Here is a 17,431-nt window from a genome sequence, read left to right as displayed (position 1 = left end):
ACGTTGCGGATCCTAAGTAAGCTGCGGCGACTTAGCCGCAACGTTCGCCTTCCCACCGCCAGTAGTGATGCCACTTCCACGGCGGAGGAACCAGCTCGCCCCGCCCTTTTATGACCGCGAGGACCTGGTGAACCGCGACGTCGAGGTGGTGCTCAATTGTGGCGGCGGTGAAGTGGAGGGGCCGGTAGCCGCGCTGGATGGCGTCGTTAAGCTTCTGGCGGTCGATCTCGAAACGCTGCCGGTTCTCGCCTTTGTGGTAGGCGTATCCGTCCACCTCGATGGCCACCTTGTGTTCCTCTAGGAGCAAGTCCCAGCGGTAGGGGCCAATCCGCACGTTGTTGCGGACTTTGACGTGGGGATCGAGACCCCGGGTGAGGTCGCGCTCCGGCTTGCTATCCGCCCCGACGATGGCCTTTTCCAACACCTCACGCGTGTGCTTGGGCAGGCGGCGAAAGTCCAGCTGTTCCGTCTCGATGCGCGAGCGCCCATGCGGCCCGGCGAAGAAGGCCTCGATGAAGGCCACGGCATCCTCGTGCTCCATCGCCTCAACGCATTGCAGCGGGCTACACACGTTTACCCCATTCATGCTGCCCAGCGCTTTGGGCCGCGCCCGTCGGCTCCGGAAGTACGTGCTCGGTGCCATCGTTCCTGCGCGCAGGAAGTGAAGCGGAAAAGTTAGTTCTTGGCCAAGATACTGCTGGGCGGCGGAATAGCCATCCAAGGCTGAGTCTGGCCAGCGTCTTGAGACGATTTCAGCGAGCTCGCGCGGCGTTGGCACCGCAGATAAATACAGACCGCGACAAATCTTGATTGCCTGGCCGTTAGCCGCGCGGCGAGTGCCCGCGCGTCCCTCGAAAATTTCCATGTGCCCCCGATGAGTACGTTTCTAACAAATAAGCCCCCAGAAACCGCTGTTTTCGGCCCCCTATTTGATCGAATCGTACGTCACGAACGAGGAGTTGTCGCGGTGACAAAGAAAAAGGACGTTTCGATCAAATAAGGCCTCTCAAACCCCCGGGTCTGGGGCCCTATTTGATCGAAACGTCCCTTAGAAGTGCGAATTATTTGAAGCGAGCCTTAGCCTCGTCGAGGATCTTCTCTGCCTCAGCCTTGTCGCCCCAGCCAGAGCCGGTAACTTCCTTGTTCGGCTCCAGGTCCTTGTAGTGGACGAAGAAGTGCTCGATCTCGTCCTTGATGTGCTGCTCCACATCGTTGATGTCCTGGTAGCGCTCCCAGCGCGGGTCATCGATGACGGCGAGCAGCTTGTCGTCGCCGCCGGCCTCGTCGGTCATCTTGAATACGCCGAGAATGCGGGCCTCCACGACAACGCCCGGGAAGACCGGCTCCGGGAGGATAACTAGTGCGTCGAGCGGGTCGCCGTCCTCACCCAGGGTGTGGTCGATGAAGCCGTAGTCAGCCGGGTAGGCCATCGGGGTGAACAGGTAACGGTCGAGGTGGACCTTGCCGGTCTCGTGGTCGATCTCGTACTTGTTGCGGGAGCCCTTAGGGATCTCGATGGTTACTTCAACGCTCACGGCTGAATCCTCCATAACTAATAGGTTGGCATGTGCTCCGCATAGTCTACCGCGCTAGTCTAAAGGGCGATGAAAGCTAAGCATGTCTGGTGGAGTACTGCGGCCCTCGTCACGGCCGGCGTCGTGGCGGCGACGGCCGCAGTGGGCGTAGAAGTCCAGCGCACCTACGATCAACTGGACCACGGCCAACCCTATAAGCAGGCAGAACCCGAAACGCTGCTCCAACCCGTCGAGCCTGGTGAGATAGACACCGCCGCGCTTAAAGCGAAGTTGGATGAGCTGGGCAAAGACAAGGCTCTCGCCACTTTCGGCGGTCAGGTCATCGACACCACCACCCACGAGGTGCTGTGGGAGCGCGAACCCGCAAAGCCGCTCACGCCTGCCTCCTCGACCAAGGTCCTCACCCTCGCCGCAGCAACGCTCGCGCTCGATGAAGAAGAACGCCTCACCACGGAAGTGGTCAAAGGCGATAACGATGGCGACGTGGTCATCAAAGCCTCCGGCGATGTGTGGCTGACGGACGAGCGCCTCGATGAGCTCGCGGAGCAGATCAAGAAGCACATGAGCACCGTCAACCGAGTATCCATTGATACCTCCGTCTGGGCCGGCCCCGACCAGGCTCCCGGCTGGGACGATGACAATATCGACGGTGGCTATGTCGCACCCATCCAGCCAGCCATGCTCTACGGCGGGCGCATCGGGGAGAAGACCGGGGACGTCCCGCGCTCCCATGAGCCGGCACTCGACGTCGCCCGCGCGCTCGCCAAACGCCTGGGTACCGATAAAGCCGACATGGCCCCCGCACCCGACAACGCGGAGGCCATCGCCTCCAGCGAGTCCGAGCCGCTGGCCTTGCGCGCGCAGCAAGCGGCGAAGGACTCCGACAACGTCATGGCAGAGGCCATCGCCCGCGAGCTGGCCATCAGCCAAGACGCGGAGGCAAGCTTCGACGGCGCCGCGCAGGCCACCCTCGACGTGCTCAGCGGCGCCGGCATCGACGTCAACGGCGTCACCTTAAAGGACGGTTCAGGTCTCTCCCGCGATAATCGCATCCCGGCAGGCCTCCTCGCCCACATCGCGGATCAAGCCGTAGCCACCGAAGAGCTACGCCCACTGTTGGGCTACCTCCCCCTCGCCGGCGGCGAAGGAACCCTCTATGAGCGCTATTCCGATTCGCCCGCCCGCGGCTTCGTGCGCGCCAAGACCGGCACACTCACCGGAACCTCCGCGCTGACCGGCACCGCCCAAGGCCAGTCGGGCCGGGTTTATGCCTTCGCCTTCCTGGTCAACGACGGCGAAGTCACCTCCGCCCGCCAGGCCCAAGACGCCCTCGCCGCCGCACTCCATGACTTCTAAGAAACCTTTTTGGCCACGTAAAAGCCCCAACTTCTTGGCCTGCCGGGTGGCCGCCCGCGCCGTGGTGGGGCAGCACCCCCGCGCCATAGCGGTGGGATTGTCCGGCGGCGCCGACTCGCTGGCGCTGACCGCGGCCCTCGTCGCAGAAGGTCATGAGGTCACAGCGCTCTGCGTCGACCACGGCCTACAGGAAGGCTCGGCCGCACAGGCGCGCGGGGCTGCCGACCAGGCTCGTGGATTGGGGGCGGGGGCGGAGGTGTTGCCGGTGGACGTCGCCAAGCACGGCTCCGTGGAGGCCGAAGCCCGCGCCGCCCGGTACCGTGCCTTCGCGCCCTGGGGCGAGGTGGCGGTGGCTCATACCGCCGATGACCAGGCCGAAACCCTGCTGCTGAGCGCCCTGCGGGGGAAGGTGGCGGGCATGTGCGAGCGCTCCGAGGTGGAGGGCGTGCGCGTGCTGCGCCCCCTTTTGCGCGTGCGCCGCGCTCAGACCGAGGCCGCCTGCGCGGAGCTGGAGCTGGACGTCTGGCACGATCCCCAGAACCAGGACCCGGCCTTTCGCCGCGTGGCGCTGCGCCGCGAGATCCTCCCGCGCCTGCAGGAGATCCTGGGCGGTGACCCCGTGCCGGCTTTGGCCCAGGCAGCCTATGACGCCGCGCTTGACGACGCCTTCCTCACCACCCACCCCACCCCCGACTGCGCCGAGCTGGCCGCCCTTCCCGAGCCGAAGCGCCGCCGGGCGATTGCCGCGTGGCTGCGCGAGGAAGGGGTAGAGGTTACGCGCGAGGCGGTGCGCGGCATCGATGCCCTGTGCGTGCAGTGGCATGGGCAGGGGCCAGTCGCCGTCCGTGGTGAAAAGAGAGGTACAAGGTTGGAAGTCGCACGCGTTGGTGGCAAACTGTCACTATTGCCTCGGTCAGCAAAGGAGCGCTCACGTGCACGACACCCATGATTCAGCCGTCCCCGCCAATCCTTATGGAGAGGACATTAGAAACGTACTCGTCGCCGAAGACGATCTTCAGGCGCGCATCCAAGAGATGGCGGACCGCGTTTCCGAGAAATACAGCAACGCCGATGATGACCTCATCCTGGTGTGCGTGCTCAAGGGTGCGGTCTTCTTCTTGACGGACTTTGCCCGCAAGCTCACCATTCCGTCCCAACTGGAGTTCATGGCGGTGTCCTCCTATGGCAACTCGGCCTCCTCCTCGGGCGTGGTGCGTATTTTGAAGGACCTGGACCGCGATATCGAGGGCCGTGATGTGGTCATCGTGGAAGATATCATCGACTCCGGCCTGACCTTGTCCTGGCTCATCCGCAACCTGCAGGGCCGCCACCCCCGTTCACTGGAAGTGGTCACGCTGCTGCGCAAGCCTGAGGTAGTCAAGGCGGAGCTGGATCTCTTCGACGTGGGCTTTGATATCCCCAACGAGTTTGTCGTGGGCTATGGTCTGGATTTTGCGGAGCGCTACCGTGACCTGCCCTATGTGGGCACGCTGGAGCCTGCGGTATACAGCAACGACTAGTTTTTCTTGCCCTCTGTTGCATGAGGCCTCGAATTCGCAAGGTAATTAATGAAAAATAAGAACATCATCCGCTATGGCTCGATCGCGGGCCTAGTTCTCATCCTGCTGTACGCTTTCACGTTCTTTAGCAATGATGCCCGCAGCTTCAAGCAGGTGGACACCTCCGTGGCCATGCAGCAGCTGACGGATAAGAACGTCGAGGAAGCACAGATCGATGACCGCGAGCAGCAGCTGCGCCTCAAGCTCAAGAAGCCGGTGACGGTGGAGGAGCAGGAAGGCGTCGAAGAGGTCATTGCCAAGTACCCGGCCCGCGCCTCCGAGCAGGTCTTTAACGCGGTGAAGGGCTCTGGTGCGGAGAAGTACCAGACCAAGGTGACGCAGGATTCCTTCATCGGTTCCATGATCAGCTTCCTGCTGCCGATGCTGATCCTCTTCGCGCTGCTGTTCTGGCTTATGACCCGCATGCAGCAGGGCGCGGGCGGCATGTTCGGCATTGGTGGCTCCAAGGCCAAGGAGCTGACCAAGGACATGCCCACCAACACCTTTGCGGATGTTGCCGGTGCGGATGAAGCGGTGGATGAACTCCAGGAGATCAAGGACTTCCTGGATGATCCGGAGCGTTACCATGCGCTGGGCGCGAAAATCCCGCGCGGCGTGCTGTTGTACGGCCCTCCCGGCACGGGTAAGACCCTTCTGGCCCGCGCCGTTGCGGGTGAGGCCGGCGTGCCTTTCTATTCCATTTCCGGTTCCGACTTCGTGGAGATGTTCGTCGGCGTCGGTGCTTCCCGCGTGCGCGACCTGTTCAAGCAGGCCAAGCAGAATAGCCCGTGCATCATCTTCGTCGATGAGATTGACGCCGTGGGCCGCCAGCGTGGTTCCGGTACCGGCGGCGGCCACGATGAGCGCGAGCAGACGCTGAACCAGTTGCTCGTGGAGATGGATGGCTTCGGTGACCGTGAGGGCGTCATCCTCATCGCCGCCACCAACCGTCCCGACATCTTGGACCCGGCGCTTCTGCGCCCGGGCCGCTTCGACCGCCAGATCCCGGTGACCAATCCGGACCTGGCCGGCCGCGAGCAGATTCTGCGCGTGCACGCTAAGGACAAGCCGCTGGCCAAGGAAGTGGACGTGGCGCAGCTGGCCAAGCGCACCGCCGGCATGTCCGGTGCGGACCTGGCCAACGTTCTCAACGAGGCTGCCCTGCTCACCGCGCGCATTGGCGGCAACGTCATTACCTACGACGCGCTGGAGGAGGCCACCGACCGCGTCGTCGGCGGCCCGCGCCGCCAGAGCAAGATCATCTCTGAGCATGAGAAGAAGGTCACCGCCTACCACGAGGGCGGCCATACCTTGTCGGCGTGGGCGCTCAAGGACATTGAGCGCGTCTACAAGGTGACCATCCTGGCCCGCGGCCGCACCGGCGGCCACGCCATGACCGCGCAGGAAGACGACAAGGGCATGTACACCCGCGACGAGCTTTTCGCTCGCCTCGTCTTCGCCATGGGCGGGCGTGCCGCGGAAGAGCTCGTGTTCGGCGCACCGACCACCGGTGCCTCCTCCGATATCGAGCACGCCACCAAGATCGCGCGTTCCATGCTGACCGAATACGGCTTCAGCCCGGACCTGGGTACCGTCAAGTACGGCCAGGAGCAGGGCGATCCCTTCAGCTATGCCGGCGGCGGTGGAACCATTGACTACTCGGATTCCGTGGCCGCCAAGATCGATGAGCAGATGGCGTACCTCTTGGACCGCGCGCACCAGCAGGCCTATGACATCCTGTCCGAGCACCGCGACTACCTGGATAAGCTCGCCGAGATGCTGCTGGAGAAGGAAACCCTGCGTCGCCCGGACCTCGAGGGCATCTTCGAGGGCATCGAGCCGCGCGAGGCCTTCGACGTCTTCCCGAACGAGGACGCCCGCTTCCCGCGCCAGGCTGGCCGCGAGCCGGTGAAGACCCCGGTGGAGCTGGCCCAGGAGCGTGGTGAGGAACTGCCGAAACGCATGACGCTTCTCGACGCCTCCCGCGCCGCCCGCGAGCGCCGCCACGCGGAGCTAGAGCGAGCAAAGGAAAACGGCGGAGAGCCCGCTGACGCCGCAGGGACGGCGGCGCCGGTCAAGGAGATCGGCTTCAGCTTTGGCCAGCACGCCGGCGATTACGTGGATCCGGAGAAGGGCAACACCTTCTTCGGGGAATCCGAGATCACCGAACCTACCGGCCGCGAGCTCAGCGAGGACCGTGCCGAAAGCGATGGGGCACACGATGAGACCGTGGCCCCAGAGCAGGCCCAGCCGGCTGCGGAGCAACCGGCTGAAGAGCAGAAGGGCCCCAGCAACGAGGTCACCCAGGAGATTCCGCGCGTGCCGGAGTCCGCTGCACCGCAGCAACAAGCACAGCCGGAATCGCAACCGCAAGCACAAGCGCAGCCGCAAGCACAGCCACGCGAGCGCGAGCAAGAGCGCCGTGGCCGCCACGCCAAGCCAGAGGATCACGCCTGGGGCGCGCCCGGCTGGGGAGACAACGAATACCGCAACAACCCGTACAAGGACGGCGAGAATAATGAGCGATAACATCCCGGCGCAGCGCGAGTTCGATCACGAGCGCGCCGAAGCCGCTGTCCGCGAGCTTCTCATCGCCGTGGGCGAGGACCCCGACCGCGAGGGTCTGCGCGAAACCCCGGCCCGCGTGGCCCGCGCCTATGCGGAGGTCTTTGCCGGCTTGCACCAGGACCCGACCGAGGTCCTCCACAAGACCTTCGCGGAGGAGCACCAGGAACTCGTCCTCGTGCGCGATATCCCCATCTACTCCACGTGCGAGCACCACCTTGTGCCCTTCTACGGCAAGGCGCACATCGGCTACATCCCGGGCCCCGACGGCCACGTCACCGGACTGTCTAAGCTGGCCCGCCTGGCGGATATGTACGCCAAGCGCCCGCAGGTCCAGGAACGCCTCACCAGCCAGATCGCCAATGCCCTCGTGGACGTCCTCCACGCACAGTCCGTCATCGTGGTCATCGAGTGTGAGCACCTGTGCATGGCCATGCGCGGCATCCGCAAGCCGGGGGCTACCACGACGACGTCCGCAGTGCGCGGCGGTTTCAAGAAGAATGCGGCCTCCCGTGCGGAGGTCATGAGCCTCATTAGGAGCTAGTTTCCATGGCAGTCAGCAACCTCACCGTCCCCGGCCGCACGCTGGTCATGGGCATCGTCAACGTCACGGAAGATTCCTTCTCTGACGGCGGACGCTGGATTAATGTCGACGACGCCATCGCGCACGCCAGGCATTTGGTGGCCTCCGGCGCGGACATGATCGATGTGGGCGGTGAGTCCACCCGCCCGGGTGCAGTGCGTGTCGCGGCCGAAGAAGAGGAGCACCGCGTCGTGCCCGTCATCAAGGCGCTGCACGAGGAGGGGATCAAGACCTCCGTGGATACGATGCGAGCCTCGGTTGCCACAGCGGCCGCGGAGGCCGGTGTCGACATGATCAATGACGTCTCCGGCGGTGCGGCCGACCCGGAGATGTACCGCACCATGGCGGCCACCGGCCTGCCGGTGTGCCTCATGCACTGGCGCACCGTCCAATTCGGCAGCGCGGCCGGAGTGGCCGACCACGGCGGAGACGTCGTGCGCGATGTCCACGAGTCCCTGGCGAAGCTCGCCGATAACGCCCTCCAGGCAGGTGTTAGCCACGACAATATCGTGGTGGATCCGGGCCTGGGATTTGCCAAGTCCCCGCAGGATAACTGGGCTTTGCTCAAGGCGTTGCCGGAGTTCCTCCAGGGCGAGTTCCCGCTGTTGGTGGGCGCTTCCCGCAAGCGCTTCCTCGCCGCCATCCGGGAGGATCGCGGTGCCGAGTCCAGCCCACTGCTCGCGGATCCGGCCACCGCAGCCGTGACCGCCATCTCCGCGCAGATGGGAGCGTGGGGCGTGCGCGTGCACGAGGTCGACGTCTCCCGCGATGCCGTGGACGTGGCCGCAGCCTGGAATGCGGGCGCGGCGTATACCGGCGGCGAGCATGCCTCCGGCAGCTACGCCAACGGCGCCGATGGAGGAACCGTGGTCTCGACTTCGCTGGGGAGGGCTTAAGCCCATGGCGGATCGCATCGAACTCACCGGCCTGGAATGCTTTGGCTACCACGGCGTCTTCGAGGAAGAGAAGAAGACGGGGCAGCCCTTCATCGTGGACGTCACATGTTGGTTGGACACCGCGGGCATCGAGGATGACCTGTCCCGTACGGTCAACTACGCCGAGCTTGCCGACGTCGCAGCAAACATCGTCGAAGGCCCCTCCCGCGATCTCATCGAAACGGTGGCCGCTGAAGTCGCCGAGACCGCGATGAAGCGCTTCGAGATCCTCCACGCCATCGAGGTGACGATCCACAAGCCGAAGGCACCCATCCCGCGCACCTTTACCGACGTCGCGGTCGTAGCGCGCCGCTCCCGGAAGCGGATGGCAGGCTAATGCGCGCTGTCTTGTCCATCGGGTCCAACATGGAGGATCGCCGCGCGCTCCTGCAGACCGTTTTCGATGAATTCGCCGCCGAGACCGTTGCGGCCTCCCCGGTCTATGCCACCCCGCCGTGGGGTGTGACTGACCAAGATGAATTCCTCAACGCAGTGCTTATCGTGGACGTGGACTGCACTCCGCTGGAGCTGCTGCGCCGTGGCCAGAAGTTGGAAGAAGCCGCCGAGCGCGTACGCGTGCGGCACTGGGGTCCGCGCACCTTGGACGTGGACATCGTGCAGATAGACGGCGTTACCTCCGATGATCCGGAGCTCACCCTCCCGCACCCCTATGCACACGAGCGCGCCTTCGTGCTCGTGCCGTGGTTGGCTGCGGATGAGCACGCGGAGCTCAACGGCACCCCGGTGCGCGAGCTCATCGCGGGCCTCGATGAGGACGAGGTCGCAGCGGTGAAGGAAGTGGGGTAGGCGATGAAGAGGACGTCGATCAGCGCGCTCGTCGGCGTGGCCCTCTTCGTGGCCGCAGCGGCCGCCATCCTCACCACCCGTTTTTATGGCTCAATGCTGGCCATTCCGGCAACAGTGTCGATTTCCCTGTGGGCCATGACCGTAGTGTGCGGCGTCCTTACCCTCAAAGTCCGCAACGCCAAGGACGATGAACATGGCATCGGCCTGGATAACTCGCAGCTGAATCCCATGACCATCGCGCAATTCCTGCTCGTCGGTAAAGCCTCCGCGTGGACCGGCGCCATCGTGGGTGGGGCCTATGCGGGAATGGCGGTCTATGTCGTGCCGCGCGCCGGCGAGCTCGTTGCTGCGTCCGGTGACCTGGCCGGGGTGGTGACCTCGGCGCTGGGTGGTGCCGCGATGTGCGTTGCCGGAGCGGTGCTGGAGCGACACTGCGAGGTGCCACCTCCATCTGATGGTGCACAAGCGGTAAGTTAGTGGGCATGACGAGTCCGAACCACGCCCCTGAGCCCCAGCACGAGTCGGCCCCGGATGATCGCCCGACGACCCAGTTTTCTGCACAACCGGACTCCCAGCCGCCAACGTCGGTGGAGTCTTCCCAGTCCGGTTCGAAGACGGACGCCGGTTCCATCGGACTCATCGTCTTGGTCATTCTCGCGGTCATTGCCAGCCTGGTTATGTTGATTTCGGGCTCGGCGAATGCGCTGAAGATCGCCTTGCTTGCTTCCCTGTGGGCCGCGGTTCTGGGCTTCTTCCTGGTGGTGCGCTACCGCCGTCAGGCACATGAGGCCAACGAGCTTCTGGCGGTGGAGCGCGCCCATGCCGCTTCCTCGCTGACCGCCTCCGGATCTTCCACAGCAGACAACAGCCAGGTCCTGGCGGAGATCCGTTCTGAACTAGAAGCCATCCGCGCCCAGATCGAGGAGATCTCCGGGCGCGAGTGGGTCTATGAGCCTGCCGCCCTGTATGCGGAGGCCCGCCGCATCCAGGAGCTGGAGCGCAAGGCCGGTGGCGGGAGCGTGGATGAGCGCGGCGATGCGCCCACCGTGAACTTCACCCAGAAGTCCGGCGGCGCGCCGTCTGCCGACGCCGTGGCAGGCCGCCTCGGCTCGCAGCCGACCCACCCGGTGAGCAACCCGCTGGACAACCTGTTGGCGGATAATGCCCGTGCCAACGCTCAGCAGCCGGCGGCGGAGACAGCCGCGAAGCCTGTTCAGCACCCCACTCAGAAGCCAGCCGAGCAGCCCGCCACGAAACCCGCCGGGAATCCCGCAGATCAGCAGGGCGCCCGCCCAGCCCCATCGCCCTTCGGCGCGCCGCAGCCTTCTCAGAACCGTCCCGCGGCGTTTCGCCCAATGACCGAAACGCAGCCTAAGCCGCAGGCGGCGCAGCAGAAGCCGCAACCGAAGCCTCAACCCCAGCCGAAGGCCGAGAAACCCCAGCCACAGCCGAAGCCGCAGCAGAAGGCGCCGGAGTTTAAGACCGATAGTTTCCAGGCCGTGCAGTGGAACCAGGGTGCTGCGGGCGGGCAGCACATCAAGGAGAACTCTGCCCCGGCCCAGCCGCACCACCGCCACCGCAAGCCGGAGGCAGACACCGCACAGACCAGCACCCGTGGCCGCCGCCGCAGCGATGAGCACCGCGAGGGCGCGGTCTCCGTGGCGGAGCTCATGGCACGCCGCAAGCGTCAGCAGGAACAGCAGAACAAGGGCGACAAGAAGTAGATGAAGGCACCACGCATGCGGGTGGCGGTCTGGGGTAACTCCCGGGCCGGCCTTAACTTCGCACGGCGCCTCGAGTGGGCCGGCCACACCATCGAGAGCCTTGAGGACCCCTCCGAGTTGGACCGCTTCGATGCACTGATTATCGCTGCAACGGCGAGAGAGCTGGAGGCGGCTGTTGGGGATGTGGCCAAGCACGTGCGCCCTAGGCAGATTATTATTCATACCTCGTTGCTGGTTGGGGTAGAAGCACTCGATGAGCTGGAAATACGAGGCTGTGTGACGATTGCCGCAGCACCATTGGCTGACTCCTATGCGGTGAGCGCGCCCGATGAGGTAGCGGAAACCGTCATTGGTCTGCTGCTATCGGAGATTTCCCAGTCCGCAGAAACGGTGCCGGAGGAGCAGCGCGCCGAACGTGCCGCACGGTTGTACTACGCGGAGATGCTCGGTGCACTCAGCGTGTGGGCGGCGATAAAGGCGGGGATTATCGAAAACTTTATGGGCGGCGCCTTCGACCTCGACGCCGGGGACATCATCGATGCTTATTCTGCCGCCGTGGAGCTGGGCATGGCGCGCAACTACCGCGACGTCGCCCGCATGGTGGGCGGGCAGGAGAAGATTGAAGAACTGGAACTGTGGGCAGTAAGAAAGGAAGCGCCGTGGCAGAACAACTCCTAGTGGAGGACATTGAGCGCATCCGCATGGTTGGTAGCGCCTACCGCAAGACGGGCAAGCGTGTGGTGCTCGTGCCGCTGGGCCGCGATATCCATGCGGGGCACTTGGCCTTGGTGCAGGCGGCGCAGCGCGTGCGCGGCGGCATCGTCGTCGTGGCTGTGGACCCAGAGACGGACATCTCTGCCCTCGACGGTGTTGATGTGGTGTGGCGCTATAGCGAGCAGAGCCAGCGCACGCGGGTCCTCGCACCCGATCACGGCATGGAGGACGTGAGCGCGGAGCTGACCCGCATTGTGGCGCTGACCTGTGCGCTGGGGCCCAGCGATGTGCTCATGGGGGAGAAGGACTACGAGCTGCTCGTGGCCACCCAGCAGGCCTTTACGGACCTCCACATCACAGCGCGCGTGCAGGGCGTGCCCTCGGTGCGCATGCCGGACGGAGTGGTGATGAGCCTGCGCAACGCTGACGTCGCACCGGAGGCCCGCGAGCAAGCCAGCGCGCTGTCGGCGGCACTCACCGCCGGTGCGTACGCGGCGGAGTCCGGAGCCGAAGAGGTTGTGCGCGTGGCACGTGAAGTGTTGGCCGCAGCAAACGTGGAGTCGGAGTACGTCGAGCTGCGCGGACGCGACCTGGGTGAGGCCCCCGCAGAGGGCGATGCCCGCCTCTTTATCGCCGCTACCGTGGGTGGGGTGCGGCTCATCGATAACGCGGGCGTGCCGTTGGGCATTGGCTTCCGTAACTTAGAACAGCGCGGATAAAAGTCTGTGGCGCAGGTCTCCACCAGTTAGGTTGGAGGCATGAAGATTGGAATTCTGGGAGCCGGCGCCATCGGCGGATACTTTGGCGGAAAACTGAAAGCAGCGGGCCACGACGTCGCCTTCGTCGCTCGCGGTGAGACCTTGCGGGTGTTGGGGGAGACGGGCGTGACGCTGATCGACGCCCACGCAGAACCCACCACCACCGAGGTCATTAAGGTCCCGGCTGCCCAAACTTTTGCTGAGGTCAAAGAACTCTTGGGTGGGCTGGACGTGGCGGTTATTGCGTCGAAGGCGCTGCCGGGCAACGAGACCTTTGGCAGCGCGGAGGACCGAGAGGCCCTGCAGGGGATCCCGGTGGTGACCACGCACAACTCGGTTGAGATTCCCTACCTGGCGGCCGAGGAATTCGGGGAGGAAAACATCCTTGCCGGTGTCGCCCGCGTTTACGCCACCCGCCTGGGACCGGCTCAGATCAAGCGCAACCCAGGGCCCTTGGCTTTGGCTTTTGGTCCGCTGAGTGCTGAGGCGCCGGAGTCGCTGCGCCGTACGGGCGAGGAGCTGGCGGCCGCGTTGAAAAAGTCTGGGGCCTCCAGCAAGTTCCACGACGCCGCGCTTGTCGACGTCTGGTCGAAAGCCATGTTCGTCACCCCGACAGGCACTCTAGGCACCTTGGTGGACAAACCGATTGGGTACCTCTGCCAGGAAATCCCCGGCCAGCTCGAGGCCTTCATGCGGGAAGTTGAGGCCGTCGGGCGCGCACTCGGCGTGGAGCTACCAGAGAACGTGGTGGAACAGACCATGGAGTTTGCCCGCCAGCAGCACCCGGACAGCACGTCCTCAATGCAGCGCGATATCAAGGAAGGATTGCCCAACGAATTAGACGCCCAGGTCGGAGCTATCCGACGCATGGGCGTCAAAGCTGGGGTTGCAACCCCGTTGTGGGACTTCGCACAGGAGGTGCTGGAGGCGCAGCTGCGCACCGCCTAAGAGTGCGCACTACGCAGCGTCGGTGCCTTATTCGGTACCGATCTTGCCGCCCTTCTTCCACACCACAACCACGGCCGGGCGCGGGGTGGACTTACCGCCATCAGGCCAGTGGGAGGTGGCCTTGTCGAAGGTGGCGTCATCAGACTCGCCCGGGTGCTGAACGTTGACCATGACGCGGTCATCGTCGACGATCGGGCCACAGGTCTCCGCGCCCGCCGGGACGGTGAGGAAGCACTTGAGCTCGCCGCGGGTCTCGCCCTCGGTGGTCACGGCGTAGAGGCCGTCGTTAGAGTCCAGCGCGTTGCCGTCAGTGGAGATCCACAGGTTGCCGTGGTTGTCGAAGGCCAGGTTATCCGGGCAGGAAATCGGGGAGACCTTCTCCTTGTCGAAGCCACCGAAGTAGGTGCTGGCCTCACGCGGGTCACCGCAGACTAGGAAGAGGTTCCAGGTGAACTTCTCACCGGCGTGGTCATCCTCGAGCTCCATGACGAGGCCGTTCTTGTTCTCCTTGACCGGAGCCCATTCCTTGGCGTCTTCCTTGTTCTTCTTAGCGTTCTCGCCGGTGGCGCCGCGGTACTTATTGTTGGTCAGCGCGATGTAGACCTTCTCGGTCTCCGGGTGAACCTGGACGTCTTCCGGGCGGTCCATCTTGGTGGCGCCCACCTTGTCGGCGGCCTCACGGGTAAAGACGGCGACCTCTTCGGCGGACATGCCGTCCACGTGGGACTCGAACTTGTTGTTCTCAGTATCGGAGGTCAGCAGCTTGACCCACTCGCCGCTGCCATCGAAAGCGCCGTCCTCCGGCAGGACACCAGAGCCGTCGATTTCCTTCTCCGGGGAGTTGCCCTCCATCTTGGCCACGTACAAGGTGCCGTGGTCCAGGATGGTCATGTTGTGCTCGAGATCGCCTTCCTTGTACTTCTTGGTGGAGACGAACTTGTAGACGTACTCGAAGCGGGAGTCATCGCCGGAGTAGCACACCACGGTGCCATCCTTGGTTATGTGGATGTTGCCGGCCTCGTGCTTGAAGCGGCCCATTGCGGTGTGCTTAATCGGGGTGGACTTCGGGTCCAGCGGGTTGATCTCCACGAGCCAGCCAAAGCGGTTCGGCTCGTTCGGCTCCTTGGTCACATCAAAGCGGTCATCGTACTTTTCCCACTTGCGGTCGGACGGGCCTTCCTCGATGCCGAAGCGCTTGAGGGATTCAGCAGCCTTCTTATCCTTGATGTCGCCGCCGGCGAAGTATTGGTCGAAGTTCTCTTCGCCGGAGAGCATGGTGTTCCACGGGGTCACGCCGCCGGAGCAGTTGTTGAGGGTACCCAGGACCTTCTCACCCTTCGGGTCGGCGGAGGTCTTCACCAGGTCAGTGCCCTTAGCTGGGCCCACCAGGGTGAACGGGGTGGTGGCGGTGATGCGGCGGTTGAGCGGGCCGAACTCACGCTTGAGCTCGCCGGAGCCCTTGACCTTGGACACCTCGAGGATAGTGTGGCCGTGACCGGCCCAGCCGATCTTCACCTGTTCCTCGGTGGGGTTCTCCGGATCGTAGTCCGGGAACATCATCGGCTCGGTGGTGTACTCGTGCGAGCACATGTAGATCATGCGGTTCTTGTCATCCGGGTGCTCGATGAGGCCGGCGAAGTCATTGTTGAAGCCGAACTGCTTCTCCGCCGCTTCGGCGGTCTGGTTGTTGACGTCGAATTCCGGAGCGCCCTCGATGACTGGGTCACCCCAGGCAATCAGAACGGACTGCTCATAGCCCTTCGGGATGACGACCTCATCCTTGGTATTGGCCTCAACGGCTTCAAAGTGCATGCCTTCGGCGGAGGTGAGCTCGATGTCGGAGCCCTTAACTTCGCTGGTCTTGTTGGAGGAGCCGCCCGCCGCAGACCCGTTGTCATCCGGAGCAGCGCATGCAGCCAGCGCAGAGGAACCACCAACGGCGACGACAGCCAAGCCACCGGCGCGCAGGGCGGTACGGCGGGAGAACTGGTCGCCGAAGTAAGGGTTGTCGGAGGTGTTCTCGCATTCGCCGAAACAGGCATTACCGCACTTGTAGGTGCAGGTAAGAGAAGAACGAGACGAGGTGAACATGTTAGCCAAGAGATTACGGCCGTTGAGTGCCATGAAAGTTATGCTCCAAAAATCGAAAATCGTTGGTTGCGCAAGGGGATGTCGCAACGAAGTGTCGCAACGGACGTCATGAGTTAATACGGTTGAGATGACCGCGCGGTTGATCCTGTCTAACCGCTAGATGAACACTCTGTGAACCGGGATCGCGCCAGCGTATAGGGATCGACTACCCTAGACAACCGTGAGCGAGAAGAAGAATACTGAAGTTACTGACGTCCCCGAGCAGCTGCGCATTCGCCGCGAGAAGCGTGCCCGACTGTTGGAGTCCGGCACCGAGCCCTATCCGGTGACCGTAGACCGCACGATCTCTCTGCGGGATCTTCGCCAGCAGTTCCAGGTAGTGGCCGAAGGCGAGGAACCGGCCGCGGAAGAGGGCGTTACCTACCTCAGCGCTGGTGAGGAGACTGACGTTGAGGCGGCCATCGCCGGCCGCCTCATCTTCATGCGCAATACCGGCAAGCTGTGCTTCGCCACCCTGCAGGATGGCGACGGTACCCAGGTGCAGGCCATGCTGTCCCTTGCAGAGGTAGGGGAGGAGCGCCTAGCCGCGTGGAAGTCCGACGTTGACTTGGGTGATTTCATCTCCGTGCACGGCCGAGTAATTGCCTCGCGCCGCGGCGAGCTCTCCGTCATGGCTAGCGAATGGACCATGGCGGCGAAGTCCTTGCGCCCGCTTCCGGTGTCCTTCGCTGACATGAATGAGGAAACCCGCGTGCGCCAGCGCTACAACGACCTCATCGTGCGCGAGGAAGCCCGCAAGAATGCCATGACCCGCGTCAAGGTCATGCGTGCACTGCGCAACTACCTGGAGGATGAGGGCTTCGTAGAGATCGAAACCCCGATGCTGCAGACCCTCCACGGCGGTGCAGCAGCCCGCCCGTTCGTAACGCACTCCAATGCTTTGGACATTGACCTGTACCTGCGCATCGCGCCGGAGCTCTTCCTTAAGCGCGCCGTCGTCGGCGGCATCGATCGCGTCTTTGAGATCAACCGCAACTTCCGCAACGAGGGCGTCGACCGCTCCCACTCCCCGGAATTCGCCATGCTGGAGACCTACGCCGCGTGGGGCGACTACAACGATTGCGCCCGTACCACCCGCGAGTCCATCCAGTCGGTGGCACGTGCGGTCTTCGGTTCCACCACCGTTACTTTGGCGGATGGCACTGAGTATGACTTCGGTGGTGAAGAGTGGCCGGAGATTGAAATGTACCCCTCACTCAACGAGGCTCTGCAACGCAAGTTCCCGGGCCAGCCGGAGGTCACCATCGACTCCACCGTCGAGGAGCTGAAGGCGCTTGCCGACGTCATCGGGCTCGACGTCCCGAAGGACGGCGGCTGGGGCCACGGCAAACTGGTGGAAGAGATCTGGGAGGTGCTCTGCGAGGACCAGCTCGAGGGCCCGATCTTTGTGAAGAACTTCCCGGTCGAGACCTCTCCGCTGACCCGCCAGCACCGCTCCCTGCCGGGTGTGACCGAGAAGTGGGATCTCTATGTGCGCGGCTTCGAGCTGGCTACCGGATACTCGGAGCTGGTGGATCCCGTTATCCAGCGCGAGCGCTTTGAGGATCAGGCGCGCTTGGCCGCCGGCGGTGATGAGGAAGCCATGGTCTTGGATGAGGACTTCCTCGCCGCCATGGAGCAGGGAATGCCGCCGACAGCCGGCACGGGCATGGGCATCGACCGCCTGCTCATGGCCCTGACCGGCCTGGGCATCCGTGAGACCGTGCTCTTCCCGATTGTGAAGCCGGAGAAGTAGGCCCGAGGCCAACTCGCACCGAGCTCACCCCGCGGCACATTCCGCGCGCAACGCACAAGCC

General features: G+C 64.0%; 17 protein-coding genes. 14 read left to right on the top strand and 3 right to left on the bottom strand.

Annotation, left to right across the window (positions count from 1 at the left end; translation table 11 throughout):
• Positions 1-31: 31 nt before the first annotated feature.
• Both R3O64_RS11260 and R3O64_RS11255 read right to left on the bottom strand, forming a co-directional pair.
• On the bottom strand, positions 32-865 hold the full coding sequence (locus R3O64_RS11260; protein WP_250224371.1) for an endonuclease domain-containing protein: 834 nt from the start codon (positions 863-865) through the stop codon (positions 32-34).
• Between the two features lie 196 nt (positions 866-1,061).
• Positions 1,062-1,535, bottom strand: coding sequence for an inorganic diphosphatase (locus R3O64_RS11255; protein ID WP_070685816.1), 474 nt, complete (start codon positions 1,533-1,535; stop codon positions 1,062-1,064).
• 69 nt (positions 1,536-1,604) lie between these two features.
• Between R3O64_RS11255 and dacB the strand changes: the two genes are divergently transcribed.
• From dacB to R3O64_RS11190, 13 genes are read left to right on the top strand one after another with little or no spacing between them, the layout of a single operon-like run.
• Positions 1,605-2,891 carry a D-alanyl-D-alanine carboxypeptidase/D-alanyl-D-alanine endopeptidase gene (gene dacB, locus R3O64_RS11250; RefSeq protein WP_070532234.1) on the top strand — a complete coding sequence of 429 codons (1,287 nt, stop codon included), beginning with the start codon at positions 1,605-1,607 and terminating at the stop codon, positions 2,889-2,891.
• On the top strand, positions 2,881-3,840 hold the full coding sequence (tilS, locus tag R3O64_RS11245; RefSeq protein ID WP_070532237.1) for a tRNA lysidine(34) synthetase TilS: 960 nt from the start codon (positions 2,881-2,883) through the stop codon (positions 3,838-3,840). The genes dacB and tilS overlap by 11 nt, the downstream gene beginning before the upstream one ends.
• Positions 3,824-4,411: a hypoxanthine phosphoribosyltransferase gene (gene hpt / locus R3O64_RS11240; protein ID WP_070532240.1), complete on the top strand. Its 588-nt coding sequence runs from the start codon at positions 3,824-3,826 to the stop codon at positions 4,409-4,411. Before tilS ends, hpt begins: the two co-directional genes overlap by 17 nt.
• A gap of 48 nt (positions 4,412-4,459) precedes the next feature.
• A complete protein-coding gene (gene ftsH / locus R3O64_RS11235) occupies positions 4,460-6,979 on the top strand; it encodes an ATP-dependent zinc metalloprotease FtsH (RefSeq protein ID WP_339016923.1) in 2,520 nt (839 codons plus the stop codon).
• The gene (gene folE / locus R3O64_RS11230) at positions 6,969-7,559 is read left to right on the top strand and encodes a GTP cyclohydrolase I FolE (protein WP_070532246.1); all 591 of its coding nucleotides are present in this window, start codon (positions 6,969-6,971) and stop codon (positions 7,557-7,559) included. The genes ftsH and folE overlap by 11 nt, the downstream gene beginning before the upstream one ends.
• 5 nt (positions 7,560-7,564) lie before the next feature.
• Positions 7,565-8,494: a dihydropteroate synthase gene (gene folP / locus R3O64_RS11225; protein ID WP_339016922.1), complete on the top strand. Its 930-nt coding sequence runs from the start codon at positions 7,565-7,567 to the stop codon at positions 8,492-8,494.
• 4 nt (positions 8,495-8,498) lie between these two features.
• Positions 8,499-8,870, top strand: coding sequence for a dihydroneopterin aldolase (gene folB / locus R3O64_RS11220; RefSeq protein WP_339016921.1), 372 nt, complete (start codon positions 8,499-8,501; stop codon positions 8,868-8,870).
• The gene (gene folK / locus R3O64_RS11215) at positions 8,870-9,340 is read left to right on the top strand and encodes a 2-amino-4-hydroxy-6-hydroxymethyldihydropteridine diphosphokinase (RefSeq protein WP_070532253.1); all 471 of its coding nucleotides are present in this window, start codon (positions 8,870-8,872) and stop codon (positions 9,338-9,340) included. The genes folB and folK overlap by 1 nt, the downstream gene beginning before the upstream one ends.
• 3 nt (positions 9,341-9,343) lie before the next feature.
• On the top strand, positions 9,344-9,817 hold the full coding sequence (locus R3O64_RS11210) for a DUF3180 domain-containing protein (RefSeq protein ID WP_101736053.1): 474 nt from the start codon (positions 9,344-9,346) through the stop codon (positions 9,815-9,817).
• Between the two features lie 5 nt (positions 9,818-9,822).
• Complete coding sequence (locus R3O64_RS11205) at positions 9,823-11,064, top strand: DUF6779 domain-containing protein (RefSeq protein WP_339016920.1); 1,242 nt, start codon at positions 9,823-9,825, stop codon at positions 11,062-11,064.
• Positions 11,065-11,742 (top strand): hypothetical protein, encoded by a 678-nt coding sequence (locus tag R3O64_RS11200; RefSeq protein WP_144014574.1) that lies wholly within the window; start codon positions 11,065-11,067, stop codon positions 11,740-11,742. It begins immediately after the preceding gene.
• Complete coding sequence (locus tag R3O64_RS11195) at positions 11,724-12,497, top strand: pantoate--beta-alanine ligase (protein WP_338025102.1); 774 nt, start codon at positions 11,724-11,726, stop codon at positions 12,495-12,497. Before R3O64_RS11200 ends, R3O64_RS11195 begins: the two co-directional genes overlap by 19 nt.
• A 39-nt stretch (positions 12,498-12,536) precedes the next feature.
• The gene (locus R3O64_RS11190; protein ID WP_070564111.1) at positions 12,537-13,484 is read left to right on the top strand and encodes a 2-dehydropantoate 2-reductase; all 948 of its coding nucleotides are present in this window, start codon (positions 12,537-12,539) and stop codon (positions 13,482-13,484) included.
• Positions 13,485-13,511: 27 nt separating this feature from the next.
• On the opposite strand, the gene R3O64_RS11185 is transcribed toward R3O64_RS11190, so the two are convergent.
• Positions 13,512-15,608, bottom strand: coding sequence for a PhoX family phosphatase (locus R3O64_RS11185; protein WP_339016919.1), 2,097 nt, complete (start codon positions 15,606-15,608; stop codon positions 13,512-13,514).
• 187 nt (positions 15,609-15,795) lie between these two features.
• Here R3O64_RS11185 and lysS point away from each other — a divergent pair, with 187 nt between their 5' ends.
• Entirely contained in the window at positions 15,796-17,370 is a 1,575-nt protein-coding gene (gene lysS, locus R3O64_RS11180; protein ID WP_339016918.1) for a lysine--tRNA ligase, read from the top strand.
• Positions 17,371-17,431: the final 61 nt, after the last annotated feature.

Source organism: Corynebacterium hesseae, assembly GCF_037850265.1.
Classification (GTDB): domain Bacteria; phylum Actinomycetota; class Actinomycetes; order Mycobacteriales; family Mycobacteriaceae; genus Corynebacterium; species Corynebacterium hesseae.
Note: the sequence above shows the minus strand (reverse complement) of the source record. Positions and strands in the feature narration are given on the sequence as shown.

Excerpts from the sequence above, each read along its gene's own strand:
- R3O64_RS11190 (WP_070564111.1), top strand. The coding sequence starts at position 12,537 with ATGAAGATTGGAATTCTGGGAGCCGGCGCCATCGGCGGATACTTTGGC.
- R3O64_RS11205 (WP_339016920.1), top strand. The coding sequence starts at position 9,823 with ATGACGAGTCCGAACCACGCCCCTGAGCCCCAGCACGAGTCGGCCCCG.
- R3O64_RS11200 (WP_144014574.1), top strand. The coding sequence starts at position 11,065 with ATGAAGGCACCACGCATGCGGGTGGCGGTCTGGGGTAACTCCCGGGCC.
- R3O64_RS11185 (WP_339016919.1), bottom strand. The coding sequence starts at position 15,608 with ATGGCACTCAACGGCCGTAATCTCTTGGCTAACATGTTCACCTCGTCT.
- folB (WP_339016921.1), top strand. The coding sequence starts at position 8,499 with ATGGCGGATCGCATCGAACTCACCGGCCTGGAATGCTTTGGCTACCAC.
- folP (WP_339016922.1), top strand. The coding sequence starts at position 7,565 with ATGGCAGTCAGCAACCTCACCGTCCCCGGCCGCACGCTGGTCATGGGC.
- R3O64_RS11260 (WP_250224371.1), bottom strand. The coding sequence starts at position 865 with ATGGAAATTTTCGAGGGACGCGCGGGCACTCGCCGCGCGGCTAACGGC.
- folE (WP_070532246.1), top strand. The coding sequence starts at position 6,969 with ATGAGCGATAACATCCCGGCGCAGCGCGAGTTCGATCACGAGCGCGCC.
- dacB (WP_070532234.1), top strand. The coding sequence starts at position 1,605 with ATGAAAGCTAAGCATGTCTGGTGGAGTACTGCGGCCCTCGTCACGGCC.
- folK (WP_070532253.1), top strand. The coding sequence starts at position 8,870 with ATGCGCGCTGTCTTGTCCATCGGGTCCAACATGGAGGATCGCCGCGCG.
- ftsH (WP_339016923.1), top strand. The coding sequence starts at position 4,460 with ATGAAAAATAAGAACATCATCCGCTATGGCTCGATCGCGGGCCTAGTT.
- tilS (WP_070532237.1), top strand. The coding sequence starts at position 2,881 with ATGACTTCTAAGAAACCTTTTTGGCCACGTAAAAGCCCCAACTTCTTG.
- R3O64_RS11210 (WP_101736053.1), top strand. The coding sequence starts at position 9,344 with ATGAAGAGGACGTCGATCAGCGCGCTCGTCGGCGTGGCCCTCTTCGTG.